We start from the raw sequence: 22,442 nt of genomic DNA on the forward strand, positions 1-22,442 counted from the left end.
GCGATGTTCGCCTTTCAGAAAGCCGTATTGTATTGGACGGCTCCATTACAAAAAATAGAAAGACAAACAGCGTTACGATTCCCGACGTATTCTTACCTATCCTAGCGCAACACTTAGTAACAGCCAATAATAGTGATTACCTATTCGGAGAAGACTTCAAGCCTAGTAAAAAGCAACTCAATCCTAAGAAGATTTCAGATACTTGGACAAAGTACCGTAACAAATACAAGTTTGACAGCAAGTTTCAATTCTATTCTCTCAAGGATACAGGAATAATGGATTTGCTCAATAGTGGTATTCCCTCTATAAAAGTTCGGGACCAGGCTCGCCACTACGACATCAAGCAAACAGAAGCCTACACCACCCGAAACCTAACTGCGGACGAAACTATAAAAAGCGCTTCTTTCTCTTTCTGATCGTGCGTGTGTGCGTGCGCACGCTATAGATGAATTTTTACTCAAAATCGTTATGCTTCGTATGCAACACCTGTTTATAAGAGTTAATACATTGATAATCAAGCAAAACACTGCATAAAAACTCGCATACAAAAAACGGATTTTGCATAAAAGCATATTTTTTGCATACATTTTTATTCTTTAGGGGGCGGGAAGAAGTCGTATAGGGGAAATGTAATCCTTTTTGCGTGCGCACGCTATAGGTGAATTTTTGCTCAAAATCGTTATGCTTCATATGCAACGCCTGTTTATAAGGGTTAATATATTGATAATCAATAAAAACAATGCATATAAACTTGCATAAAAAAAAGATGAGCTTTGCATAAAAACATACTTTTTGCATAAAAAAACCTCCCCTGCGTGTGTCAGTGCAGAGGAGGAAAATGTATAAAAGGGGAAAACAAAAAAACTTTCACGTGAGGGGTGAAAGTTTTTGTAAGTATTTGGTTTATCGTTGGTTATGTATTACCTTTGCGCCTTGTTTTTGGTATTCTGGGAATTTGTCATCACAAGAAATAATAGTCATTTTCTCAGAAATAGCGTGCGCCAATATAGCTAAATCATTAGGGTCATTATGCTTAGGCACGAAGTCCAAACGCCCAGCAACAAAGGCTTGTTTGTCCTCAAAAGGAAGAATTTTTACCATTGGGACTGCTTTCAATATATGTTTTATGAGCTTATCACCTGTGTTGAAATCCTTACTTTCGTAATTAATACCCTCTATTTTCTTTTTCCTGTAGAGTTGCGCAATCTCCAACAAAGAAATAGAGCTTGCATAAAAAGAATTTTTTTCATCTAAGAGAATATTAAAAACTTCTCGCTTAATCTCCTTTTGTCTTCCCTGAAAAAGTATAAGTATAATATTAGTATCTAAAAAATATTTCATAACTTCTCCTCTTTCATTAATTTTGTCATCATATTAGTTCCATAAACAAGGTCTTCGTCTAAAACTCTTATCAATGGTTTTTTTTCGAGTTCTAAAGCGACTTCTCCTAATGTTTTTTTCTTTTTAGGCGTTGTTGTTTTCTTGGTAGCTGTTGTTTTTTTTGATGTATCTACTCTTTTTAGCCCTTGTGAAACGGCAGGTTTTCTCTTGGCTGTTTTCGGTGGCGTTAATGTTGCTGGCATAACTTTCAATTTTGGGTACAAAAATACAAATTATTTTTATTTTAAGTACAAAAATTGTACCAAATAAAAAATCCCTAACCTTACGGGGATAGGGATTTGTACTCAAGGGTTAGCGCTTACGAGTTTTCTTCGCAGTTGTCTTTTTTGCGGTTGTTTTTTTCGCCTTCACTATGCGCCCATTCTCGTTGTAGCGGAAACCTTTCTTGAGCCGTCCATTGGCTTTTAAACCTACTTTTTTTGTCGCCATAAAATTAAATATTTAATTAAAATCTGTTGTTTTTGATTCTTCCTCGTAAAGAGCTAATCTTTTTTCTAAAATGTTAGCATAAGCTGTCATTGTGTCATACTGCATTCTTAGTAAATAGGCTTGTGTAGTGTCTATTTGTTTAATTTTCTCACTTTTCAAGAAATCTTTTAACTTACCTATTTTCTCTCTAAGTTCATCTTTTTCTACGCGAACTCGCTCAAACACTTGTTGTTTTTCTTTGTTCATATCTTGTTTTTTTATAATTGTTTTACATCTCGCGAAAGAAAATATTGCACAATATTGCGTACAGCGCTTTTCTTGGACATATTCTTTCCTTTTTTTGAATGAGAGGCACTTTCTTCTGTGCGTTCTATTAATATGTGTTCGTGAATGATAGGGAATCCCAACACATCTACACCTGTTCTATAAGAGATTATTTCTACTTTCATATTATAACACGTCAAAATTCAGTTCGTCTATTTCTGTTGGCTCTTGTGGATCAGGAAGAGAAGAATCCTCTGGAGCTGAGGCAAGCATACGTTTTTCGTATATGCTATATTGTAGCTCGGTGGCGGGTCTCTTGTTGTAGCGGTTTTTGTCGGGAAATACATAATTCTCACGGTAATCAGGAAAGGTCTCGGTAAAGAGAATAATATCGCCGTCATACTGGCTCTTGCTACCTCCTCGCATTTTGCCGTCTGCTGTTTGCTGGAAAATTACCAAAAAAAGTTTGCCGTCATATTTCTTACGTAGGTCCTTATCTATTTCAAAGTTGGGTGCCAGCTCACGCATTTTCTGAAATGAATCAATCACTATTACTTCATTTGTGCGAATCATTGTATCCAACTCTTCCAAAGAACGCACGTCCTGTGCTGTGATATGCTCTAAGGCTGTATCGTTGAGGTACTGATAAGCTTTTTCCTCATAAAGAACACTTTCAGGATGCTCCTCTATAGAGGCGTGTCCTACTCGATATCGTTGAGCAAGCGCATTCATAAATTGAAAGGCAAATCGAGTTTTTCCTGATCCCTGCTTACCGGTTAGGGTGATAACAAGACTATCCTTTGTCTTTTTCTCCAAGGATCCAAGGAAAAGGCTCATTTGTTCGTCCGCCACTAAGAAACTCTCTCTTACTTCAGGGCGTGTTGCCAACTGCTGAGCGAGGGTTTGCCTTGTGGCTGGCAAGGAGATTTCTGGCGCTTCTGGAGCATTGAGTCCAAAATTTTCGTCTTTTTTCTTGCGGGATAAAGATTTTTTTGTATCTTTGCCATCAGAAAGCTGTTCAATTCGCCCGTCTTGCAAGGTGCCTACTGGGTCTTGTGTGGATTGAACAGCTTTAAAAAGCTGAGTTCCTTCGACTGAGGGTAAAGCCCCTTGTGGAACTCGGCTTTTCTTTTTGCCTACTTCCACGTTTTTTAGCTCTGTTTTTCTATCCCTATAGACAACTAAGGAAATACGAACGTGCCGTTTTTCTCCGTCAATAGTAAGTTTAGATTTGAAATTAAGATAACCTAAGACATCTTTTCCATCACTACCCTTTCTATCTCCCCAATTGTTATAAGTAGAGTTCTTTATTAGTGTTTTTAGGTGAGCAATTACAGCGGCTTTTGCACTATACATAGCCTCTCCAAGTGCTATTTTCCTACCAGCCTTATTGGTAAAAACAACTTCCTTTAAGTGTCTTTCTATAGTTTCACTATCTCCTTTTAAGAATAGGTTATAATATCTTAAAGTAAAAGCACGCAACTCGCTTACTTTCATTTTTTTAAACCTTTCGGTAGAGACTTCAGGAAAGGGAGCGTTTAAGCCTGTTTTTACAAAGAAAATTTCCCCATTTTTCTTTACTTGTGCAAGTCCTTCTTTTTCTAAATCATCCAACCAAAAGGCACCCTTTAAATTTATACTCTTGAAACCTTCTCTTTTTTTAGGGAAAATACCTTTAGGAACATAACAATTTCCGGTTTCAAAAAAATTTTTAACGTAATCGCCTATTTGTTGCACAACTTTTGCCTTCTTAAATTGAGAAGAATCTATATTTATAGTCTCATTTTCGACTTTTTCTTCCTTTGATTTTACGGACATTACAACCTCTTCAGAGTTTTTTTTTACTAAAACACCATCTTTAATTAAGTATCTTACCGCATCAATTGCGTTACCTGTTAGGGTTCGTTGCCACGCCTTAACGCTTGGTGCCCATTTGAAAGAACGTTTTTTCAAGGCTTCACGAGTATTAGCATCAGGAATATTATCAAAGAATATTTGTACTCGCTGAGCTTCTTTATTGACTAATATTCGCCCGTTTTCTATATCAAAATTTTCATCTTCTGTGGCTTTGCTTTTTTCTAATGAAGCTATACGCTCTTTAACTCTACGAATTTCAGCATTTATAGATGCGTTTCCTCTAATTAAAGGAATTCCGTGTCTTTCTATTTGTGATACGTATTCCTTTGCTTCTTTTTGAGGAATATTATATTTTTCAAATACAGAAAAATCTTTAGTTTTTTGATATTCCTTACACGCCTTTTCGCTTCGTTTTATAAAATCTTTTTCAGCTTCTAATTGTTCTAATTTTTGATTGAGTTTTTCAATAGCGTTTTTATCGGTTCTTTTTATCGCTTGGTCTTTGTAAAACTGGTCCGGATTTCTTGCTACTTCATTTAATTTCTTTTCGGCTTTTTCAATGTAATCAATAAGTTCTTTATTTATTTCATACTCCCTTTTTTGTTTAGCCTCATTTTTTCTTATTTGACTACTTTTTATACCAGCTCCTCCTGTTACAGCCGTAGAAAAAGTGCCTGTACGAGCGCTAATCACTTCTTTATTTTTCTTCAAAATAACCGCATAATAACGCTCAAAGGCTTGATTATATTCTTCTAATCTATTATTTTCTTTTGCTTCTTCGGCACTACTATTGTACAAGTTAAGCATAGAAGTACCAAACATTTTTTTATCATTCTCGGCACGTCTTTCAGGGTCAAAAGAAATCAAAGAATACGAATTATACAAAGATTTATAATCTAAATCCTCGCTAAAATCTCTTGGTAATTCTTTCTTTGCAGGTGTTTTTTCTTCTGCTTTGCTTTTTTCCTTTTTAGGCTTTTCTACCAATGAAATAGCCTCGTCTCTGCCTCCGTCTTTTTCGAAGATAAAATAGATAAAGTCTTTTCCTTCTGTATATTTTTCTTCAATATGTTTTTTAGCATCTGCAAAAGGATAAGGTCCCATGCCGAAAGTGTAATTTCTAAGCCCCTCTTCCGTAGTTTCATAATATTTTCCTTCACCATTTTTCCAAAAACTTTCCCTTAAGTCTTTTATATTGGGATTTGTATAAGAGAACACCGCAATTACACGGTTGGGGCGATTGTCTGTTACCACAACAAAATTATACTTTTTGTCTTTTTTAGTCTCCTTCTGTGGTGCTTTCTCCTTTTTGGGCTGAGCTTCTTTTTTAGGTTTAGCTTCTTTAGTTGTTTTTTTTGAAATACTCTCGATTTCTTCTATTGTATTTTTACCTAAATAAAGGTTTATTATATTCAAAGTAGGTTCTTCGATTTTCCTTTTTAAGGTTAATGATTTGTTTATCAATAAATCATACCATACCTGATTAGAAAATTTTATTTTCTCCTGAGTATTCTTAAACTTAGGAAAAGTATATTGATAGAGACCTTTTGCTAAGGAGTTCTCTTTTTTCTTGGTCCCGTCTATGTTTCCTAAGTCCGACCAAGAGAAAATAAATATTCCTTTGGCACTCTCAAGATGTAGTACCTCATAAAGGCGAGGTTTTCCCTGATTTTTCAATCTTTCTTGTACGATTTTTCTTATATCATCAATAGCTGTTTTATCCGTTTCTTTTTTAGGTTTGCTTTCCTTTTTAAGTTTCTCCTTCTTCTCTACCTTCACCACGTTGCCATTGACGAACTTCCAGCCCTTGCGTAACCTACCGCAATCGTCTAGAGCTTCTTTATAATTTCCAGTGTGCTGAACGCCCAAAAGCCCCTCTTGGGGCTGGTAATGAGTAACAGAAATCTCAAAATGAGTAGCCTGTGGGTAATCATTTAGGATTTTGCTCAACCTATATATAATAGTTGTGTTGTTCTCGGCTTTTGCTTGTAACAAGACCTGTTCTACCTCCTTGCGAGAGACTTCTCGGTTATCTAATGAGTTAAATGCTTCTATGACTGTCATAGATGTTACTTTTTTTGGTTATAAAAATAAGCTCCTGCCCCAAGTAGTATCATTAGAATAATGATATTAGTAGTAGTGAAAAATCCCACTTTGGGCTTGGTTTCTTTGGTTTCTTTTTTTTCTTCTGAAGAAAAAGAGGTTGGCGCAGAGTTCTTGTTAGGCTCTTGAGCGACTTCCTTAGTGGGCTGTTCTGTAACTACTTTTTTGGGTTCTTGCTCAGCAGGTTTGGTTTGCCCATTCGTTACAGGAGGAATCAAGACGTTAGTCGGTGGGGGAGTTGGAGATTTTTCTCTTTTTTTTACGTTATATATATTGAAACCTTTATCAATCACATCAACGGGAAGATCAATCTTTTCGATTTCTTTATAAGAAAGATCCCGTACTTCTGCTAATTCTTTAATGAACCTATCAAAAATTATAGTATCAGCAATTATGTCTTTATTTCGTTCAATTATATTAAAATCGTTTTCTATTTTTTTAATAAAACCAATGCATATTTCTAAAAGTTGCTTTTTCAGCAGAATTATATTATCAGGGTTATTGATACCTGATTTTTTCAAAAGATCTATTTCTCCCCATTTCTCTCTCTTAATTTTTTCAAAATCCCTTTTATAATCCTCTATCCAACTTTTGAAAACTTTGACAGCTTGTTCTTTGTTCGTATAACTCATATTCTATTATTTTTTTCTTGTTTGACAGCCAAATACACTTGAGTTCCCGCCAATATAACAGCCAGCGCAGAGAGCGAAAGTGCTATGATATCTTTGGTATGGAACTCACTTACACCTGTACTTTTTTGAGTTGTTTTTTTTGCCATAGTTGCCATAATTGAGGTTTATAATAATCCAACAGAAAAAAAGTAGCTCCTGCAATGAGAGTGATTCCTATGATTCCAATTCGTTTTTTTTTTCAAAAGGAGAATAGGAGGTACTTCCCATTAGCCTATAGGCTTCCTCATACGAACTGTAGGGAATTACTTGTTGAACAATAGTATCGCCGTTTTCTTGTTCTGAAATAGCTTTTGCCAATGAGATAAAAAAATTCTTATCAAGAGCAGGGATAATTTGGTCGGCTGGGATATGTAATTTTTGTGAGACATAGGCTATATAATTGTTGGTGTGATTCTCGTGAGGAGGAGCCCAAGTATATATAAGTTTCCGTATAGTATTATGTCCTTTTTTTATCTGAGTGCGTGCATTAATCATAAGCGCACGAAGTCCATATTCTAAGGATATAAATTGTTCAAAAGCCTTGTTTTTATCGGTATTCTGAGCTATAGGGACTCTTCCTTGCCAAGGGTTGCGCTCAGGATTTTTTGGCACACGAATATTCCCAGGGTTATTATTCCTGAGTCCTCGTAAGTGGCTAACAGCTGGGTTTTTGCTTAAATCAATCATAATGTTCGTTTTTGTTATTTTTTCTTTCCTTTGTAATAATTATAAAATAGATACCCTCCAGCACCTAATGCTACCGCTAGACCTCCCCAGAGGAACCAATTAGTACCTTCTTCACTAGGAGACTCATAATTATCTGTAGTGGGGCTAGAAGGAGCTGAAGGCGCAGGAGTAGAAGGCATACTTGGAGTATTCCTTGGGGCGCTGGGAACACTGGACTTGTTATTATTTGGAGCTAATGTATTTCCCGCCTTGCTGTCATATTCTACATTGATAAGAGCAAATGCATCAATGTAAGATTCCTCAGTTATATGAGCAACAGAAGAACCCATTTCTATCCCAATAATCGCTTTCGCCATCGTTATATAAAAATCTCTGTCAAAAGTAGTTATTACCTTATTCTTATCTACAGACAAGGTTTTACTTAGCGCATTTTCATATATTGCTACCTTCTTGGTAGAGGTGGCTGGATAAAAGGCTCTGGAAAACTTTGCTACAGTATTAAGTCCTTCTTTATCCATTAATGTACGGATATTCCTCATAAGCGCACGAATACCATACTCGACAGTGTAGAACTCTTCGTACTTGGCATTTCCCAATCGCTGAGCAGTAGGGACTTTTCCAAACCAGTCAATACCTTTGTTAGGAAGATTGCCGGGGTTGTTCTGGTAGAGGGGAGAGTTTTTGTATGAGGCGATTCTAAAATTTTTCATTTTTTTCAGTATTTTATTAGGAAAAAGATTGTTTCAAAGTGTATATATGACCCAAAGCGTCAATATCAATTTCAAATGATAACTTCGTAAGCAGCTCTGTATAGTTTGCCCAATTTTTTTTATTTTTCATTATAAAATCATATATCTTTGTGCCCAATGATATAGGGCTTATCTCGATGCGAACATCTCTGAGAATTGCTGTCTGTCCGGACCTAAGGTCTAATTGGTAGAAGTCTGGAATGGTAGCATATCCTATCTGCTCACCAAATAGATACATTCGCATAACCTTTACTTGAATAGCTCCATTCGTATTCACATAGAAGTCCTCCGCTGTAGGATTGGTCATAGCAAAATGTAACTTGAGCCAGAGACCTCCATTAGCCATTCCCACATCACCTATACCACTCAAAGAGAACATAATCTTTTCAAATAAACGCATAGCCTGAGCCTTTTTTGCTTGTAATATGGCAAAAATAGCAACTCCAACCCCTAAAATTCCGAAAATAACAAGTGTTCTTGGCTTCATATGATACTTTTTATTTTTTTAACAATAAAAAATAGCCCTACAATAATCCCAATTGCTCCTAAAAAGGTCATTATCCAGAAAAATGTAGGAATATACGCTTTTTTAATTTCCTTAATATGCTCCTTCTCTTTTACCTGCGAGAGGCTAGCTAACTGATTCTTGTAGATATTGAGCTGTTCTGCTGCATTCTGATACAATACCAGTTGATTTTTATACTTATCATAATAGATACCTTGAGAAAGAGAACCATTTTTTTTAGATGCCTCTACTGAATGAAGCCATCGATTCAATTCTTTCTGGCAAAGACTATCACATTCTTTTTTTTCAGTGATAATCAAAGGAATATTCACGAAAATTGTATCGTGAAGAGGAAAAGTTCTCTCAATAAAGACGCTATCTATTCGAGTATATTCTATTTTTTCAGCGTCTTTTTCTTTTATTCTAACAGATTTACACCCTGTAGATAAGAGAATTAGTAAAAGAGATATTAAGAATGTTTTTTTAGGCATAATTTTTGTCATTTAGTTAATTCATTAATCCTATCTTCCAACTTTTTAACTTTTTCAAGAAGTTTTTCATTCTCACGAACGAGTTCTTCGTACTTTTTGTTATAATCGTCGATAAAATGTACATACATTTCCCTCATCTTGTCCATTACATCTGCTTCAATAGCGTCTGTTTCTACTTTTCTTTTTTTGCGCTCGAAGAGCATTCCTAACACTCCCCCGCCTAATAGCGAGGTAATGAGTGAGATTATTATTTCTGTTGGCATTGTTTAGCTTTTAGTTATTTTTTCTAATAGAATCAAGGGTTCCTGTTAAATGGTACTGTACATAAGTTGGCTTATTTTCATATTCATCTATACTAGATAAAGGGGAAAGAGTAGCGTCAATGAGCCACGTTCCTTGCACTTTTCGGATATAAGGACTCAAAGAATCCGATTCATAAGGCAAATTAATATCAGCTCCTGTTGTAGCTAAATTAAAAATTGTTTCCTGTGGAACTGTGTCAAGTAACAGATTCGTATATTTTAATATAAAATCAAATCCGTGAGGATTAGGAAAAGGAGTTAATTTTACATTTTCCATTGAAGAAAAGACAGCTAACCCTTTAAATTCACCTCGTATGCCTCCCGTATCAGGAAGTTTGATTTCTATGACTTGTTGCTGTCCATTGAGTTCAATTCCAGCTGTTTGTACCTCCCCTAGTCCATAAGGATATAAAGGAGAATTACTTCCTACAGATAAGACAGGTACATATTGGAGAGTCAAATATAAGGGCTTCTTTGGCTTTGAAGGAGCTACAGGAGGCGCAGACTGTGTTGTACAAATTGGTTTATAAGGGATTCCAATCATTTTATATTTTATTTTATACAGTTACTTTTTGGGTATTTTTTTTATGCGAGCTATCCAAGGAGTAAATACCCACTCCTACCAATAGAGCTACAGACAGCACCAAAAGAAACTTTCCTGTCTTGAGCAGTTCATTATTACTCTTTGTACTCTTAACAGAAAGGTGTGGCTGTGGAATATGGGTTAAAAAATCTTTTTTTTTGTCCATTGTTAGAATAAATTAGGGTATTTGTCCTTAACTTGCTTGTATTGCGAGGAATCCAACTCCTCTTTGAACCATTCTTTAAGAGTTAGTTTTTTCCCACCAGAGGTTGGCACAAGCCCGAACAAACGGTTGTAATACGCTCTCTTTCCGAACCTATCTGATACGATTTTCATCTTATTCTCATCCAGCTCACTCATCACCTTAAGAATTTTATTGAAGTCTGTACCAGTATCTTTCATAGCATCGTGGAGCATCTGAGCATATTCGGATACAGATGTTCTATCTTGGTTGAATTGTCTGACTTCTTCTTGATATGTAGGGGATTCAGTTTTATTCTTCTTGAGAGCTACCGAAAGAATAGCTGTTAGCACGCCAGCGCTGCAAAGTCCCCAGAGGAAATATTCTTTCTTCATAATGTTTTTAATTAAAAAAATTCAGATCCTACTTGAGCCCTTAAGGATGCGAGCTTGTTCCCGTCAAAAATTCCTCCGAACTGATTAATAATCCATTCCGATAGCGTCAAATCCTGAGCGTTACCTAAAGAAATGCTAGTGGCGGGACGTCTTTTTCCAAACGCATTATAGATAGCAACATAATTATTGTATCCCATTCCTTTCAGTGCGTTATACACTCTATCATAATTAGCCCCTACTCCTTTCATAGCAGTATAGATAATATCCGCCTTACTTTTCGCGAGCCCCTCACTGATACTTACGGGCTTATGCGAACGACTATATTCCATTTTTTTAAATCTATTCTTCCAATACAGCTTGTAACACAGAACTCCAGCAATACTAACAATAGATACTCCAAAAAGAATCAGCCCTATATTCACAGCTTTTTTAGCCTTTCTCCCCGCAGACTCAATTACCTCTGGATGGTTATCCAGATATTTACCTACTGCCGCCGTAGCAATAGTGGCGGCAGCAGCTCCTTTGAGGGAAGGTGATTTCTTTCGTTGCATAATTTTATTATTAGTTAATAGTTAATACTTATTACATAGCAAAAAGACGCAACGTTTTCTCGTTGGCTACAAATTTTTTGCGAAATTTTTCATTTGTTGCTATCTCGTGAAAAAGAGAAAGGCATTTATCATCTACCAAAGCGATATCCTGTAGTTTTTTTTGCCTACTTTTCGCATCAATAGGATTCGTTGTGTTGATTTTTATTGTTATTTCCATTTTTTCTTTATTTAGATTCATATTTTTTCAATAAATCACTTAATTCTTGATAGAAAGCTGTACTTTCATATGTATTTTCCAATACTTTCAAGACAAAGGAATCTACTTCAGGAGTAGTTTGAGTAAGCTGATTGAATAAATGGGCTTTTTCAGGAGGCAACTGCCCCGAAGCATCATCCACTCCTTGAAGTCCTTGAGGACTTCCTTTGAAGAGTCCCATTAGCATAGGAAGATTCTGCACAAAACCTAAGAGCATCTCATTGTTTCCCTTAGCCTTTGCCTCGCTATATTTATTTTCTAAACGCTCTTCTTTGAGAGTTGCAATCTCCTGTTCGAGTTTTTCATTTTTTTCTTTCAAGAACTTATTTTCCGTCTCCAGCCTAGCCTGATCGTGCGCTTTTACATGAAGATCCATTATCTGAGGAAAACCCAATCCTTGAAGTCCCATTGGCACCTGTGGAGCAACCTGAGCCATAGGAGCGGGAACCATCTGAACAGGCGTATCAACCTCAGGAACAGGCTCTTCTTTCGCAGATAATACAAAAGTTTTTGGAGTCGAAAAAGAACGGGTTGTATTTCCCAAACGACGCCTCTCTTCTATAATGATTTGAGAAACGCCCTGAGCTACCAAATCATTAAAGAAAGCCTCAACTGATCCGTACTTCTCGACGAATTTTTCATTAGAAAAAGAACGAGCTAACGGTTGCCCCGTCTCCTTATTAATTACAGAGATAAGTACGCTAGGGGATGCTTTTAATCGATTAATAATATCAATGAGTTCTTTTTTCATATTAATTGTTACATTTTGTCAATGCTCTATAGTCAAGAATAGCTTCACCTTGTCCATTTTCAAAAGTGATTTCTAAATCAATATCGGAATAAGATCCGTCGCCTTCCAGAAGGTAATAATCGCCTTTTTCGAGTATTCTTTCCCTGAAGAACACCTTACTTTCACCTGCATTGTGGAGCGTCAATGATGTAACTCCTTGTAGATGAAAGTAAGTATTACTATATACCTTCTGGGTATTCCACTGAGTCTTACGCATTTTCACAGGTATTAAATCGAGTGTCTTCATAAATAAGGATGAGTTGCCCACGGAAAGGCTTGTCCGCTACAGGCTCCTCACAGGATATTTCTAAGGTATATGTCTTCCCCTGAGTCTGAAAATCAACAGGCTTACAACCGTTAAAATAACAACACTCACGAGAACGATAGTTCTCTATATGTTGCATCTTTGATATATAGGTTCCATCATCAGCCTTGAGCCCTGCATTAGCTACAAGCTCTCTTCCTTTATTGTGGTAGATGAGCAGTCCTATTACTCGTCCAGCAATAGGAGTTATAAAGACATTGTTAGCCTTGGATCCTACCGCTATTTCTATATTGAACACTTCTTCTTTCGTTATCATATTTTTATATTTACTTTATCAAAAAAAGCCCTGCCTTACAAGGGCAAGGCTTCATTCTCATTGATAATTATTAAAGAATTAGTTTAATTCACCAAAAATTCAAATCCTCTTAGCTCGATACGAACAAACTGAGTCTGAGAAACTGGTACATTAGCTCCCTGTGGAAATTGCCAAGAAAGGTTGATTTCTTTCTCTGGAACAATAACTGGAGCTGAGGCAATACTACGGAATCCGTTTTCGTTTCCTTGACCAATTTTTGTGTATAGCAAATCCGAGAGGGGTAGCAATAAAAGATCCTCATCTTGAGAAATTTTGAATTCCGAATTGAGTACAGCAGGGTGAGCATCACTCTTCCAATTCGCTTCATTTAACGATCCTGCTTGGTCTTCAACTAACACTCGGGCGCTATCGACTACAAAATAGCGACCTTTGTTGAGCTTGTTTGCGTCAAAAGAGGTTTCTCCTACCAACTTTTTTGTATTGCTATCAATCAACAATACAACAGAACTCTTTCCTTTGGCATCAAAGGTGATATACTGAGTTCTATCCATAACCTTTGCATTGCGAGTATCTACTCCCATTGCGGTAAGAACGTGATTCGCACGCTCTAATTGAACTTGTCTGTTGTCCATTTTTTAAAATTTTAAATTTAAAATTACTTTTTATTAATCTTATAGATAGGATTCTTTCGGGGTGAATCCTACTAGAGGGTTACGAGCAGGAAGCTCCTCAGGCTCTTCAGAAACTTCTGTGTAGGAAATATCCTCATAGGTAGGTCTCCAGCTGGACCAGTCAGGCTGGCGCAATCCGTCCTCTTGGCAAGGGCATCTGAGTCCGAGAATTTTTTTCATTGTCTCGCTAGTTTTTCCTTCTTCGGAAAACTCACGAGCAAGAGAAATTCCCTGAGCTCCCGCAACACCTATAAGGGCTCCACGCACCGCATTGGCTCCTGTATCATTTCCATCTACGCACGCTAAGGCGAGCAGGGATGCTACTACAGCTCCTCCCTTTACAAGTTTTTTTCTATTGGAGTCCTTCTTAGCGTCGCCAGAGGACTTAGCGGTTAGTTCAGCTACTAGCAAGTTAGAGGCAGCTGCTCCTGCCACTGCGGAACCTCCTATCACAAGGGCTCCGGTCAGATTCTCCATTTTGGGTTTTTTAAAATTCATAATCATTTAGAATTAGAGGAGGCAAGGCAGAATCCAGCTACAAAAGCAAGGGCTACATGCCACCATTTTATTTTATAATTTGTTAGTGTTTCTGTTGTTTCTTTGTTATCTTTGTTATCATCTTTTACAGGTACCTCCCTGATATATATCAGCTCAGGAGGATCCTTTACCGCTGGCAGTGAGACCTTCTCAACTTTCTTGGCGGGCGTAGGTTGTGGCAAACAAGGGTGTAGCATAGTTTTTTTATTTAAAATTAAAAAGGAGCAATTCCTAAATGATTTGTAGGATGGAGTTTTTCTCTATAATTAATTTTGTCAGCTAAATCTTTATATGCTCTAGGATCTCCCCAAGTATATAATTTTCTATTTACCTCTTTACTAAGGTCATACAATTGAATATTGACTTTTTTAACTGTTTCCAATATCTTTAATCCCTCCTTGATTTCTTCTTCAGAAAAAGCTGGCACTTGTAATATTTCTGTATTAGGAACACGAAACTTATCCAATCTTTCTTGAAAGCTCCCCTGAGTTGTTAGAAATTTTTCGTGTGAAAAATAATCACACGCCTTAGGAGTAGAGCCAAAAGGCTTTCCGCTGGCATCGAAAGGACGTGAAAGAAAATTCCACAACCTAGCTATTACACATTCTTCTGACAAGGTATAAAAGTCCTTCTTGGAGAAGAAAAATATATCTTTTTGATTTTCTATATAAAATTGATATAATTCATATAAACGTTCTTCTCTTGTCTGAAAAGGATTATCAGTTCCCAACCCTTTTCCTTTAAGATAAGGATAGATACCTAAGAGAGGCTCTAATCCAGTATATATTTTAGGAAAAACGCTATTTTTTTCATTATTCGTTCTCTTACGAGTGATTCGCATAGGAGGAATGGTTAAAGCATCAGTTCCCCAAAAAGGCTTTGCTGAGTAAAAATCAACAAACTCAGGATTCATAGCATAGGCATAATTTTTTCCAATTCTATACACAAAAGGAAAAACGACAGCATATAGGAGAGCTAAACCTAAATCAGGATTTACACCACCTCTTTTATAGGTAAAATTAAAAAAAGCAAAAGAACTTATCTGATTAGCAATTTTTCGCAGCAAAACAGTCTCAGCAACAGGCTTGAATGCATCTGCTTTTACCATTGCTAGCTTTACTGATTCAGGAAAAACACCCGTTTGTACAGCTTCTTGCTCAATAGCTCGTACATCTCCAAATTTTTGGCATTGTGAAAAGAAATGCTTATTATAAGAGTTCATCACTATATGAATATTTTTTATGAGCATTCGCAATCGCGGGGCATATTCATACTTTAGATACTGGAATTCTCCTTGAAAGTCTAGAATAAGGTTATTCATTCTTTTTCTTGTTTTGTTTATTAATTTGATATATACAGAATCCTGATCCGGCTAACAAAAGTATCCACCACCAGCTTTTACGTTTTTTTTGGGGACTTTCTCCAGTTGGAGTAGCTACAAGGTCTGTCCTTTGAGATTCTGGAGGCGTTACTACAGGTGCAGTTGGAACTGTCTGAGTAATATTGCCTCTATCAGGACTAGGAGCTGGATGCGTAGGCTCTACTTTTGGAGTAGGACCCTTAGGGCGCTCATCTGTGTAACCTTTAGGAATTTCTAATCCATATTCTTTAAGATTTGAACCCGACTGATTACCAGATAATATATCACTTGTAGGAGAAGTAGGTTTCTTAGCAACAAGATTGAAATTCTCATCAAAATCATTAATATCCAACCCAAATTTTTCAAAAGCTCTCTTGATATAGCTATTCTGAGACTTTCTATTGAGTTGCTGGTAACAATAGCCTTGTTTTGCTATAGAATCTTTTATGCTATCATACATTTTTTTAATTTCCTTAGCCGCTAATATTACATCTCCTTTGGTTGCATTTTCATAGTTTTTACGTTTGAATAAAAAATCCTCAATCATTCCTGTTAGCGACTTACACTGAGTGTTATATCCTTGCTCTCCCTCTCTCTTAAGATAAGTATTCAGAGCCCCTCCGTTAAAGGTCATTCCCTTTTCAAAGGCACTTGCTGAATTCAGCCAATTCATATACGCATAATACTCAGCTTCATCAGAAGAAAGTAAATTATCTAGCTTAAGAATTTCAATATTCTTTTTCCCTATATCAAAGAGCTCTTTTCTTCCTACTTCATCTTTATAATAGTTCTCAAAAGTTTGTGCTTTAGGCAACGAAGCATCTCTGAAATCGGTAAAGGTAACCCCCATTCCTATAGCATCATTTTTCCTGTTCAAACCAAAAGTAGGCATAGAAAATACTATTCTTTCTCTATCCAACCAGTCTATCGGATCCCCTGCTAGATTTAATTCTTTGTAAAAAGCATCAAAAACTCCTTCTGAAAGAGTAATAGGAATAGAATCTTCTGCTATTTGATACACAAGACCATAACTTTTAATCTTACCATAAAAATTATTCTTGAGCTTTTGAACCATATTATAGAGGTCATTGGTATGCGATTTAGATTCCTCTGACTTCCAATTAGTTTCTTTTATAATTTTAAATACAGCTTCATATACACAGAGTCCAAAATAAGTATGATTCATTATACCTTGTACTAATTCATCTTGAGCAGAGGTTGAAGATATAATCTGCGCTAATCCTCCCGTATATATATCCTCACCTTTTTCGTTTTTTCTCCCCGTTTTTTCGCCATATACATTTCTTTCATAGAATCTACTCACAACTGTCCAAGCCCTTCTTGCTCTATCAGAGTCCCAAGAAGATTTTTCTTTGAATACACCTAATGAGATAGCCAACTCTAACACACCAGCCACAGCACCCAATACCCAGCCAACAGGGTTCCAAGCATTGGATAATGCACCTGTCAATATCATCCCCATCACTACCTTTGATAGAGTAGAATGAACACTTTCAGCTGCCTGAGCGTGATTTTGCAGATTATTTTCATACTCCACAAAGTTCATATTGATAATTGGATCATAGCTAACATCTTTTATATCAGCTGTACCAACAGCACCCTTTAACGCACCTTGTGAAGATGATTTGTCAGAAAACAAGTGCTTACCTCTCATTTTATTTCTTTTTATTCATCATCGTAATAGCCACAATAGCCCCTAAGACGACTACACCTCCTACAACTACATATATAACAGTATTATCCTTGGGTTTATTTGTATTTAAATTTCCTTGGTTATAATTCTGATATTGGTGATGATTATTGGCATTAGAATTTCTTTCTGCTTCTTCTTGTCTTTTTCTAAGATATTCTCTTTGTTCTTGACTCAGCTGAGATATATCATTATTAGTTACAGTAGGAGAGGTATTTGCCGGATTGACTCTTGGATTCCACGCATCTTTAACTTTGTTGTATGCATTCCCAGCATTCGCAGCAGTATCCCCAACAATACCTATATATTTATTAGCTTGATCGACGCCCTTTTCAAATTTATTCTTAGGTGAAGGTTCCCCAAGACCTTTTTTGGGAGCAAATCCGAAAAGCCTATTTTGTGCGCCATTAAGTCCTATATGTTTCATAGATAGTACAATTTCATCTGATTTGTCAGAATAAGGAGTCTCTTGCATTGTCGGAATCGTCCCGTCAATGACATAATACCCTTTATTCAAGTCATTATCTTCCTGAGAGATAGGTACAACTAGATATACGTGCGAGAAATCATCAGGATAGAGGCTATATGGCTGTTTGATTTGTCGAACAAAGCTATTATACCCCATTGATTTTAAAATAGCCCCTGCAAGAATAGTGTAGCTCTTGCAGTCTATTCCGATATAGCGTTGTACCCAAGAGCAAGCAGGAGAACGTAGTTGTTGTACATCGCTATCCGCATTGTACTGGAAATGACTGTATAGAAATTGATGTACATTTTGGCAAGAGATAAGGAGGGACTTACCCTTGAGTATCTTCGCTATTTTTTGGCACTGATAGTAATATTTATTAATAGCTGTTACTATCTGTTGTACGGAAAAGAACGTATCACCATCGCCTAGCTCCGTACGCTTACACGCTACTTTCGGAAATATATCCTGAGGATAATCCGATCGCAATTCACGATAGAGAGCTTGGTTAAGTGTTTGCATTATTTTTATCTTCTTCAGTAATGCAAAGGTAGAGAACAGGAATATTCTTTCTGCCGTTTAGGGAAGTTTAGGGGAGTTTAGGGAAGTTTAGGGGAGTTTGAGGCATTTTACAAGTTAATATTTTCTTAATTTCCATTTAAAAAAAATGCTCCCTGATAAAACAAGGAGCATAAAAACTAAAATAACGGCAAAGAAAAAGATCCTTGGGTAATATCATAATTAGCCGTTAGCACTTCTTTTCTTTTTTTACCTTTGATATTGGAAGTTCCTAAATGTAATTGTATATCTTTTTGATGCCAATTACATTTTTCAACATATCTGCTGAGCTCTTCGTTAGGATAAGAACTTAATAGAAATTTTCCCTTTATAGAAGAAAGAACCTCAAGTAGTTCATTGAAATGCATCTGCTCATAGCCTCCATAATGCCCTTGATCAGCACCTATGTAAGGAGGATCTACATAATGAAAAGTGCTATCCGTATCGTGATGAGAGATAATTTCTATTGCATAATTATTCTCAATTTGGACTCCTTTCAGCCTTTCCGAATAAGAATCTGTAAAAGCGGAAATTTTGCTGTTTAAACAAGTAGAATTTTTTCCGTGTGTAGTGATTCTACAGTTTCCTATTTGGTTCGAAAATCCAAAATTAGTTGCATACCAAAATGCCCACGCTCTTTTTACTTCATCAAATAAAAAAGGGGAATGATAGATAACTAATGCAGATTTATAGACTTCTCGGCTGATAATAGAGGATTCTACTAATCTTTTTAATTCGGAAAATTTATTTTTTAGAACTATGTAAAAGTTATATACATTCGCATTAAAATCATTAATAATCTCAATTTTCGCCTTTTTTTTCGACCAAAACACAGCTCCACCACCAAAGAAAGACTCTGTATAAACAGAATGAGGAGGAATAAGAGGTAATATATAAGGAAGCATAGTCTGTTTGCCTCCGTAATATGAAATGGGGGTTCGTTGCCACTCTTTAGAATTAGGTTTCATTTAATATTTATTAATTATTATTGCGATTATTGTAATAGTTGTTATATCTTTATTTCACCGATATCCCTCTTTAATTCATCAGAAAGGATATATCCTATAGGAACGCCATAGAGTTTGACAAATGCAAGAAACTCTTGGTAGCTAATATTCTTACACCTAAAAGGACTTTTAGGTCGATATTCTTGAATAATATCATTGATATAGGTACGTATATTCTTCTCACTGTATTGGGATAGATACAATGAATAGAGTTCTTTCTTAGTTTTTATATGTTTAAGAATTTTCATTTTATTTTAGTTATTTATTTTGTGTCTGTTTATCTTGTGTTTTACTTAACTTTCGATAGAAATACATACATACCTCGTATATCTTTAGCGTATCTTCTCCAGTCGAATATATATCTTTCTGCTGCGTATATGATTTAGAAGAATATATCTTTTTCCCTGCATATTGAACAACAATTCTTACCAGCGAACTCCCATACGCAATACATTCAGAAGATACCCGAATATCCTTACGGCAACAAAATAGATGAGCCTTGAGATAAAGTTCTAGATTTTTCTTGTATTCCGATTCAGTGAGCATTTTTCCAACAATTTATTTTAAACATTCTTGAATATTTTTGATTAAAGCATCTGTATTTTCAGCAAGTTTTTTAGATATTATATTCATTATTTCTTCTGAAATTGAATTATTCGCTTTTATGGTATATTTTTCTTTAAAGCCATTTTCAAATTCTACAAATGCTTCATATCTATCTATTTGCTCATCAGGAAAATCCTTGAAGCTATACCCCCTTTCAAATTTAAGAACAAAACTTATTAATTTGAAATCCTTTCTATTATCAATTATTTCTTCTGTTTCCATATTTATAGAAATTCTAATATTAAAAACTACATACACAGCCATCAGTTGTTTCAAATGGAAAGGATAGCTGTATGGGTTCTTGGGCTAACATGACCAAATCGTCTATACTCCTGCGATCCCTGAACATAGTACTCTGATAGGTGCTTTCCATTTCCTTAAACCAATCAATAAAGCGGGTACCATATCTGATGTTATCTATAAGGTTAGGAGTACTCTTTTTCCAACACAACTCGCAATTGCCAAACTTATTATGTATTCCGAGTTTGAAAGGTTGGCTATCCCAAAATTTGTTGAGTTCCTGCTGTCCAATAGGCGCTTCAAAGTCTGTCAGAAGCGGGAATATACGCTTAGTTTCAACATTTATTTCAGCCCAGCTAATACGCTTGGGCATATCCTCCCTGCGGTAACCAATAGCTAATTGATAGCTATCCTTTCCTTTTCCGAAGATGTCATTAGCAAACTTCTTAGTAGGGTTACTTTTTAGATAGTCAGAGCAATAAGGAGCACCCATATTAGGCAGACCGTTATAATGACCTTTGTTATAGTGAGCTATCATATTAGCAAAGGTTTGAGCCTGCATATCCATAGTCTCAAAATCTACCACTTTGTAGCTTACTCCTACGCCTTTCTCTGTGGAATATACTCCCTCTATGATTGTAAGAGGTATTTCCCAGTACTTCACTATGTTCTTCAGAAAGTCAATGGTTTCTGGTCTCTCCATTCCTGTATTGCAGAAAACATAGACTTTGTTATAGTCTGTATATTTAGGGTGGGTCTGTATATGCCGTGCCATACGTGCCGAGCTGCGCCCTCCTGATACGGTTACAAGTAGGTTTTTCATTCTCTATATATTTATATCAATTTTTCTAAATCGGACACAGCTACCAGAGTAGTGTATTTACCAACCCTTACTCTGTATATACAGTTTTCGTAAATCATATTAATGCTATTAATGCTAATAATAACACCTTCTATATTCTTAGAGATTATTCTTACTTTGTCATCTTCCTTAAAGCGAACCTCTTCTCTTTTTTTGTTTTGTTTCATTGTTTTGTAATTTTTAATCGTTTTGCTATGAGTTCTACTATATCCACGGTTACAGCATTACCTATGAGCTTATAGCGTTGTGTCTTTGAAATGCTCCTTATTTTCCCGTTATAATAGCCATATTGCGTCCAGTTATCAGGAAACCCTTGCAAACGTTCGCATTCTATTTCGGTAAGTCTTCTAACTCCATCAAGTAAGTTATTTTCTTGAAAAGAATTACTCGATATAGTAGGGCAAATAGAAAGATCCGCACCTTTGTTTTTACCTCGTGGGCGTTGTTTAATAATAAAATCTGAATTATGTCTTGTTAGAGCGGGGCTTATTCCTTTTTCGTCAAAAATTCTATTTTGTTGGTAAGGCTGTCTGCCATTGGATTCCTTAGAAGGATTTATCTGTATAACAGGCATACCACTTCCATCTTTCCTCGCTCTTGCTGTGATAGTAGGTGCAATATTTTTTTTCACTTCACGAAATCCCTTGCCGTCGTTGTGAGTGCGATATGTACCGACTTGTATATAAGTATCATCTGCATTCATATTGCCATTGGCTTTGATTGTGGTACTAATTTGGGCTTGTGATTGACTTTGCGTTTTTGTTGTAAAAAGGCAATCATCTTCTCCGATAGGAAATATTCCTGGGATACTTCGTCCTGCAAGATGTCCGACAAGGTATATTCGCTCTCTATTTTGGGGTAAAAGCCAGCTTGTATTAAGCAATTGCCATTCGATTGTATAATCCCCAAGGTTGGCAAACGCTTGCATAATCGCCCAAAAGTCTGCGCCAGCATTGGAGCTGAAAGCTCCTTTAACGTTCTCCCAGATAAATACACTTGGTCTGAACTGAGCAATGAGGGTAATTGCGTACTTGATAAGGCTACTTTTGGTTCCTTTAAGCACCTTTCTTTTTCCAGCAAGTGAGAAATCTTGGCAAGGCGATCCGAAAGTGATAATGTCAATTCCTGTAAAGTCTCCTCTGTGAATAGAGGTAATATCTCCGATGTATTTGGCATTTGGAAAATTGTGTTTATAATTTGCTATTGCTTTTTTATTTATTTCTGAAAAATAGTGTTCGGTAAATTTGTATCCTGCTCTCTGAAAGCCGAGTGCAAAGCCTCCAATCCCGCTAAAAAGATCAATGATTTTCATATCTAAAAATCTATTTCATTAGATATATTATCCATTAGGGAATATACTTGTTGAGTAAAAGAGGATTCTGTATTAGGGGTATTAACAACTGTTGTAGGGGCTGTTGGGGTGTTAGGTGTGCTTACACATAAGTATTGCACTGTGGTACGAGTTTGCCATATATATTCCGTTTTCTTAATAGTACCACTGAACAAATAGCCCTTTAGCGTACAGAATTGTTCTAACTTGGTTTGTATTTTTCCATTATTTAGCTTTATATGACCACAAGAAGCCTTGCAATTATCCATTAGCTCCTTTTTATTAATTTCGATGTTAA

Annotated in this window: 36 protein-coding genes; 1 reads left to right on the plus strand and 35 read right to left on the minus strand. The window is 36.2% G+C overall.

Going from position 1 to position 22,442, the window contains the following annotated elements; translation table 11 throughout:
- Positions 1-416 (plus strand): tyrosine-type recombinase/integrase (locus RYK20_RS08390; RefSeq protein ID WP_314895085.1); only part of this gene is annotated, 416 nt, incomplete at its 5' end.
- 487 nt (positions 417-903) lie between these two features.
- Here RYK20_RS08390 and RYK20_RS08395 read toward each other — a convergent pair.
- From RYK20_RS08395 to RYK20_RS08565, 35 genes are all read right to left on the minus strand, one after another.
- A complete protein-coding gene (locus RYK20_RS08395; RefSeq protein WP_314895086.1) occupies positions 904-1,341 on the minus strand; it encodes a PIN domain-containing protein in 438 nt (145 codons plus the stop codon).
- A complete protein-coding gene (locus RYK20_RS08400; protein ID WP_314895087.1) occupies positions 1,338-1,583 on the minus strand; it encodes a hypothetical protein in 246 nt (81 codons plus the stop codon). Before RYK20_RS08400 ends, RYK20_RS08395 begins: the two co-directional genes overlap by 4 nt.
- Positions 1,584-1,692: 109 nt before the next feature.
- Positions 1,693-1,830: a hypothetical protein gene (locus RYK20_RS08405; RefSeq protein WP_314895089.1), complete on the minus strand. Its 138-nt coding sequence runs from the start codon at positions 1,828-1,830 to the stop codon at positions 1,693-1,695.
- A gap of 12 nt (positions 1,831-1,842) precedes the next feature.
- The gene (locus tag RYK20_RS08410; protein WP_314895090.1) at positions 1,843-2,076 is read right to left on the minus strand and encodes a hypothetical protein; all 234 of its coding nucleotides are present in this window, start codon (positions 2,074-2,076) and stop codon (positions 1,843-1,845) included.
- A gap of 11 nt (positions 2,077-2,087) precedes the next feature.
- Positions 2,088-2,279 (minus strand): glutamyl-tRNA amidotransferase, encoded by a 192-nt coding sequence (locus tag RYK20_RS08415; protein ID WP_314895091.1) that lies wholly within the window; start codon positions 2,277-2,279, stop codon positions 2,088-2,090.
- 1 nt (position 2,280) lies between these two features.
- Positions 2,281-6,015, minus strand: a complete 3,735-nt coding sequence (locus RYK20_RS08420) for a hypothetical protein (protein ID WP_314895092.1) — start codon at positions 6,013-6,015, stop codon at positions 2,281-2,283.
- Positions 6,016-6,020: 5 nt separating this feature from the next.
- Positions 6,021-6,686, minus strand: coding sequence for a hypothetical protein (locus RYK20_RS08425; RefSeq protein ID WP_314895093.1), 666 nt, complete (start codon positions 6,684-6,686; stop codon positions 6,021-6,023).
- Entirely contained in the window at positions 6,683-6,832 is a 150-nt protein-coding gene (locus tag RYK20_RS08430; RefSeq protein WP_314895094.1) for a hypothetical protein, read from the minus strand. Before RYK20_RS08430 ends, RYK20_RS08425 begins: the two co-directional genes overlap by 4 nt.
- Positions 6,833-6,899: 67 nt before the next feature.
- The gene (locus tag RYK20_RS08435; RefSeq protein WP_314895095.1) at positions 6,900-7,412 is read right to left on the minus strand and encodes a hypothetical protein; all 513 of its coding nucleotides are present in this window, start codon (positions 7,410-7,412) and stop codon (positions 6,900-6,902) included.
- A 14-nt stretch (positions 7,413-7,426) separates the two neighbouring features.
- Positions 7,427-8,122 carry a hypothetical protein gene (locus tag RYK20_RS08440; protein WP_314895096.1) on the minus strand — a complete coding sequence of 232 codons (696 nt, stop codon included), beginning with the start codon at positions 8,120-8,122 and terminating at the stop codon, positions 7,427-7,429.
- A gap of 16 nt (positions 8,123-8,138) precedes the next feature.
- Entirely contained in the window at positions 8,139-8,648 is a 510-nt protein-coding gene (locus RYK20_RS08445) for a hypothetical protein (RefSeq protein WP_314895097.1), read from the minus strand.
- On the minus strand, positions 8,645-9,157 hold the full coding sequence (locus tag RYK20_RS08450; protein ID WP_314895098.1) for a hypothetical protein: 513 nt from the start codon (positions 9,155-9,157) through the stop codon (positions 8,645-8,647). Before RYK20_RS08450 ends, RYK20_RS08445 begins: the two co-directional genes overlap by 4 nt.
- 8 nt (positions 9,158-9,165) lie before the next feature.
- Complete coding sequence (locus RYK20_RS08455; RefSeq protein WP_314895099.1) at positions 9,166-9,420, minus strand: hypothetical protein; 255 nt, start codon at positions 9,418-9,420, stop codon at positions 9,166-9,168.
- Positions 9,421-9,430: 10 nt separating this feature from the next.
- Positions 9,431-10,003, minus strand: coding sequence for a hypothetical protein (locus RYK20_RS08460; RefSeq protein ID WP_314895100.1), 573 nt, complete (start codon positions 10,001-10,003; stop codon positions 9,431-9,433).
- A 13-nt stretch (positions 10,004-10,016) separates the two neighbouring features.
- Positions 10,017-10,208 carry a hypothetical protein gene (locus tag RYK20_RS08465; protein ID WP_314894634.1) on the minus strand — a complete coding sequence of 64 codons (192 nt, stop codon included), beginning with the start codon at positions 10,206-10,208 and terminating at the stop codon, positions 10,017-10,019.
- Positions 10,209-10,210: 2 nt separating this feature from the next.
- Positions 10,211-10,618, minus strand: coding sequence for a hypothetical protein (locus RYK20_RS08470; protein WP_314895101.1), 408 nt, complete (start codon positions 10,616-10,618; stop codon positions 10,211-10,213).
- 11 nt (positions 10,619-10,629) lie between these two features.
- Positions 10,630-11,169, minus strand: a complete 540-nt coding sequence (locus RYK20_RS08475; RefSeq protein ID WP_314895102.1) for a hypothetical protein — start codon at positions 11,167-11,169, stop codon at positions 10,630-10,632.
- A 31-nt stretch (positions 11,170-11,200) separates the two neighbouring features.
- Complete coding sequence (locus RYK20_RS08480; RefSeq protein WP_314895103.1) at positions 11,201-11,386, minus strand: hypothetical protein; 186 nt, start codon at positions 11,384-11,386, stop codon at positions 11,201-11,203.
- 7 nt (positions 11,387-11,393) lie between these two features.
- Positions 11,394-12,176: a hypothetical protein gene (locus RYK20_RS08485; RefSeq protein WP_314895104.1), complete on the minus strand. Its 783-nt coding sequence runs from the start codon at positions 12,174-12,176 to the stop codon at positions 11,394-11,396.
- 1 nt (position 12,177) lies between these two features.
- Positions 12,178-12,432 carry a hypothetical protein gene (locus RYK20_RS08490; protein ID WP_314894639.1) on the minus strand — a complete coding sequence of 85 codons (255 nt, stop codon included), beginning with the start codon at positions 12,430-12,432 and terminating at the stop codon, positions 12,178-12,180.
- Positions 12,425-12,796 (minus strand): hypothetical protein, encoded by a 372-nt coding sequence (locus tag RYK20_RS08495; protein WP_314895105.1) that lies wholly within the window; start codon positions 12,794-12,796, stop codon positions 12,425-12,427. The genes RYK20_RS08490 and RYK20_RS08495 overlap by 8 nt, the downstream gene beginning before the upstream one ends.
- Before the next feature lie 83 nt (positions 12,797-12,879).
- Positions 12,880-13,428 carry a hypothetical protein gene (locus tag RYK20_RS08500; protein WP_314895106.1) on the minus strand — a complete coding sequence of 183 codons (549 nt, stop codon included), beginning with the start codon at positions 13,426-13,428 and terminating at the stop codon, positions 12,880-12,882.
- 39 nt (positions 13,429-13,467) lie between these two features.
- On the minus strand, positions 13,468-13,944 hold the full coding sequence (locus RYK20_RS08505) for a hypothetical protein (protein WP_314895107.1): 477 nt from the start codon (positions 13,942-13,944) through the stop codon (positions 13,468-13,470).
- A 23-nt stretch (positions 13,945-13,967) separates the two neighbouring features.
- A complete protein-coding gene (locus RYK20_RS08510; protein ID WP_314895108.1) occupies positions 13,968-14,201 on the minus strand; it encodes a hypothetical protein in 234 nt (77 codons plus the stop codon).
- 17 nt (positions 14,202-14,218) lie between these two features.
- Complete coding sequence (locus tag RYK20_RS08515; RefSeq protein ID WP_314895109.1) at positions 14,219-15,325, minus strand: hypothetical protein; 1,107 nt, start codon at positions 15,323-15,325, stop codon at positions 14,219-14,221.
- A complete protein-coding gene (locus RYK20_RS08520) occupies positions 15,318-17,039 on the minus strand; it encodes a hypothetical protein (protein ID WP_314895110.1) in 1,722 nt (573 codons plus the stop codon). The genes RYK20_RS08515 and RYK20_RS08520 overlap by 8 nt, the downstream gene beginning before the upstream one ends.
- Before the next feature lies 1 nt (position 17,040).
- A complete protein-coding gene (locus RYK20_RS08525) occupies positions 17,041-18,063 on the minus strand; it encodes a hypothetical protein (protein ID WP_314895111.1) in 1,023 nt (340 codons plus the stop codon).
- A gap of 176 nt (positions 18,064-18,239) precedes the next feature.
- Positions 18,240-19,067 carry a DNA adenine methylase gene (locus RYK20_RS08530; RefSeq protein WP_314895112.1) on the minus strand — a complete coding sequence of 276 codons (828 nt, stop codon included), beginning with the start codon at positions 19,065-19,067 and terminating at the stop codon, positions 18,240-18,242.
- Between the two features lie 41 nt (positions 19,068-19,108).
- A complete protein-coding gene (locus tag RYK20_RS08535) occupies positions 19,109-19,354 on the minus strand; it encodes a hypothetical protein (RefSeq protein ID WP_314895113.1) in 246 nt (81 codons plus the stop codon).
- Positions 19,355-19,364: 10 nt separating this feature from the next.
- Entirely contained in the window at positions 19,365-19,652 is a 288-nt protein-coding gene (locus RYK20_RS08540) for a hypothetical protein (protein ID WP_314895114.1), read from the minus strand.
- Positions 19,653-19,664: 12 nt separating this feature from the next.
- Complete coding sequence (locus tag RYK20_RS08545; RefSeq protein WP_314895115.1) at positions 19,665-19,934, minus strand: hypothetical protein; 270 nt, start codon at positions 19,932-19,934, stop codon at positions 19,665-19,667.
- 19 nt (positions 19,935-19,953) lie between these two features.
- Positions 19,954-20,775 carry a phosphoadenosine phosphosulfate reductase gene (locus RYK20_RS08550; protein WP_314895116.1) on the minus strand — a complete coding sequence of 274 codons (822 nt, stop codon included), beginning with the start codon at positions 20,773-20,775 and terminating at the stop codon, positions 19,954-19,956.
- An 11-nt stretch (positions 20,776-20,786) separates the two neighbouring features.
- Entirely contained in the window at positions 20,787-20,981 is a 195-nt protein-coding gene (locus tag RYK20_RS08555) for a hypothetical protein (RefSeq protein WP_314895117.1), read from the minus strand.
- Positions 20,978-22,126 (minus strand): DNA cytosine methyltransferase, encoded by a 1,149-nt coding sequence (locus RYK20_RS08560; RefSeq protein WP_314895118.1) that lies wholly within the window; start codon positions 22,124-22,126, stop codon positions 20,978-20,980. Before RYK20_RS08560 ends, RYK20_RS08555 begins: the two co-directional genes overlap by 4 nt.
- A 2-nt stretch (positions 22,127-22,128) precedes the next feature.
- A partial coding sequence (locus tag RYK20_RS08565; RefSeq protein ID WP_314895119.1) for a hypothetical protein occupies positions 22,129-22,442 on the minus strand: 314 nt, incomplete at its 5' end.

The sequence above is a fragment of the uncultured Capnocytophaga sp. genome (assembly GCF_963525585.1).
Classification (GTDB): Bacteria; Bacteroidota; Bacteroidia; order Flavobacteriales; family Flavobacteriaceae; genus Capnocytophaga.

Bases quoted from the DNA above. Each gene is read 5' to 3' on its own strand.
- RYK20_RS08495 (WP_314895105.1), bottom strand. From the start codon at position 12,796: ATGATAACGAAAGAAGAAGTGTTCAATATAGAAATAGCGGTAGGATCC.
- RYK20_RS08490 (WP_314894639.1), bottom strand. From the start codon at position 12,432: ATGCGTAAGACTCAGTGGAATACCCAGAAGGTATATAGTAATACTTAC.
- RYK20_RS08475 (WP_314895102.1), bottom strand. From the start codon at position 11,169: ATGCAACGAAAGAAATCACCTTCCCTCAAAGGAGCTGCTGCCGCCACT.
- RYK20_RS08440 (WP_314895096.1), bottom strand. From the start codon at position 8,122: ATGAAAAATTTTAGAATCGCCTCATACAAAAACTCTCCCCTCTACCAG.
- RYK20_RS08395 (WP_314895086.1), bottom strand. From the start codon at position 1,341: ATGAAATATTTTTTAGATACTAATATTATACTTATACTTTTTCAGGGA.
- RYK20_RS08455 (WP_314895099.1), bottom strand. From the start codon at position 9,420: ATGCCAACAGAAATAATAATCTCACTCATTACCTCGCTATTAGGCGGG.
- RYK20_RS08530 (WP_314895112.1), bottom strand. From the start codon at position 19,067: ATGAAACCTAATTCTAAAGAGTGGCAACGAACCCCCATTTCATATTAC.
- RYK20_RS08470 (WP_314895101.1), bottom strand. From the start codon at position 10,618: ATGAAGAAAGAATATTTCCTCTGGGGACTTTGCAGCGCTGGCGTGCTA.
- RYK20_RS08410 (WP_314895090.1), bottom strand. From the start codon at position 2,076: ATGAACAAAGAAAAACAACAAGTGTTTGAGCGAGTTCGCGTAGAAAAA.
- RYK20_RS08450 (WP_314895098.1), bottom strand. From the start codon at position 9,157: ATGCCTAAAAAAACATTCTTAATATCTCTTTTACTAATTCTCTTATCT.
- RYK20_RS08505 (WP_314895107.1), bottom strand. From the start codon at position 13,944: ATGGAGAATCTGACCGGAGCCCTTGTGATAGGAGGTTCCGCAGTGGCA.
- RYK20_RS08515 (WP_314895109.1), bottom strand. From the start codon at position 15,325: ATGAATAACCTTATTCTAGACTTTCAAGGAGAATTCCAGTATCTAAAG.
- RYK20_RS08420 (WP_314895092.1), bottom strand. From the start codon at position 6,015: ATGACAGTCATAGAAGCATTTAACTCATTAGATAACCGAGAAGTCTCT.
- RYK20_RS08540 (WP_314895114.1), bottom strand. From the start codon at position 19,652: ATGCTCACTGAATCGGAATACAAGAAAAATCTAGAACTTTATCTCAAG.
- RYK20_RS08430 (WP_314895094.1), bottom strand. From the start codon at position 6,832: ATGGCAAAAAAAACAACTCAAAAAAGTACAGGTGTAAGTGAGTTCCAT.
- RYK20_RS08525 (WP_314895111.1), bottom strand. From the start codon at position 18,063: ATGCAAACACTTAACCAAGCTCTCTATCGTGAATTGCGATCGGATTAT.
- RYK20_RS08560 (WP_314895118.1), bottom strand. From the start codon at position 22,126: ATGAAAATCATTGATCTTTTTAGCGGGATTGGAGGCTTTGCACTCGGC.
- RYK20_RS08520 (WP_314895110.1), bottom strand. From the start codon at position 17,039: ATGAGAGGTAAGCACTTGTTTTCTGACAAATCATCTTCACAAGGTGCG.
- RYK20_RS08425 (WP_314895093.1), bottom strand. From the start codon at position 6,686: ATGAGTTATACGAACAAAGAACAAGCTGTCAAAGTTTTCAAAAGTTGG.
- RYK20_RS08550 (WP_314895116.1), bottom strand. From the start codon at position 20,775: ATGAAAAACCTACTTGTAACCGTATCAGGAGGGCGCAGCTCGGCACGT.
- RYK20_RS08510 (WP_314895108.1), bottom strand. From the start codon at position 14,201: ATGCTACACCCTTGTTTGCCACAACCTACGCCCGCCAAGAAAGTTGAG.
- RYK20_RS08445 (WP_314895097.1), bottom strand. From the start codon at position 8,648: ATGAAGCCAAGAACACTTGTTATTTTCGGAATTTTAGGGGTTGGAGTT.
- RYK20_RS08535 (WP_314895113.1), bottom strand. From the start codon at position 19,354: ATGAAAATTCTTAAACATATAAAAACTAAGAAAGAACTCTATTCATTG.
- RYK20_RS08460 (WP_314895100.1), bottom strand. From the start codon at position 10,003: ATGATTGGAATCCCTTATAAACCAATTTGTACAACACAGTCTGCGCCT.
- RYK20_RS08400 (WP_314895087.1), bottom strand. From the start codon at position 1,583: ATGCCAGCAACATTAACGCCACCGAAAACAGCCAAGAGAAAACCTGCC.
- RYK20_RS08545 (WP_314895115.1), bottom strand. From the start codon at position 19,934: ATGGAAACAGAAGAAATAATTGATAATAGAAAGGATTTCAAATTAATA.
- RYK20_RS08405 (WP_314895089.1), bottom strand. From the start codon at position 1,830: ATGGCGACAAAAAAAGTAGGTTTAAAAGCCAATGGACGGCTCAAGAAA.
- RYK20_RS08415 (WP_314895091.1), bottom strand. From the start codon at position 2,279: ATGAAAGTAGAAATAATCTCTTATAGAACAGGTGTAGATGTGTTGGGA.
- RYK20_RS08555 (WP_314895117.1), bottom strand. From the start codon at position 20,981: ATGAAACAAAACAAAAAAAGAGAAGAGGTTCGCTTTAAGGAAGATGAC.
- RYK20_RS08465 (WP_314894634.1), bottom strand. From the start codon at position 10,208: ATGGACAAAAAAAAAGATTTTTTAACCCATATTCCACAGCCACACCTT.
- RYK20_RS08480 (WP_314895103.1), bottom strand. From the start codon at position 11,386: ATGGAAATAACAATAAAAATCAACACAACGAATCCTATTGATGCGAAA.
- RYK20_RS08500 (WP_314895106.1), bottom strand. From the start codon at position 13,428: ATGGACAACAGACAAGTTCAATTAGAGCGTGCGAATCACGTTCTTACC.
- RYK20_RS08435 (WP_314895095.1), bottom strand. From the start codon at position 7,412: ATGATTGATTTAAGCAAAAACCCAGCTGTTAGCCACTTACGAGGACTC.
- RYK20_RS08485 (WP_314895104.1), bottom strand. From the start codon at position 12,176: ATGAAAAAAGAACTCATTGATATTATTAATCGATTAAAAGCATCCCCT.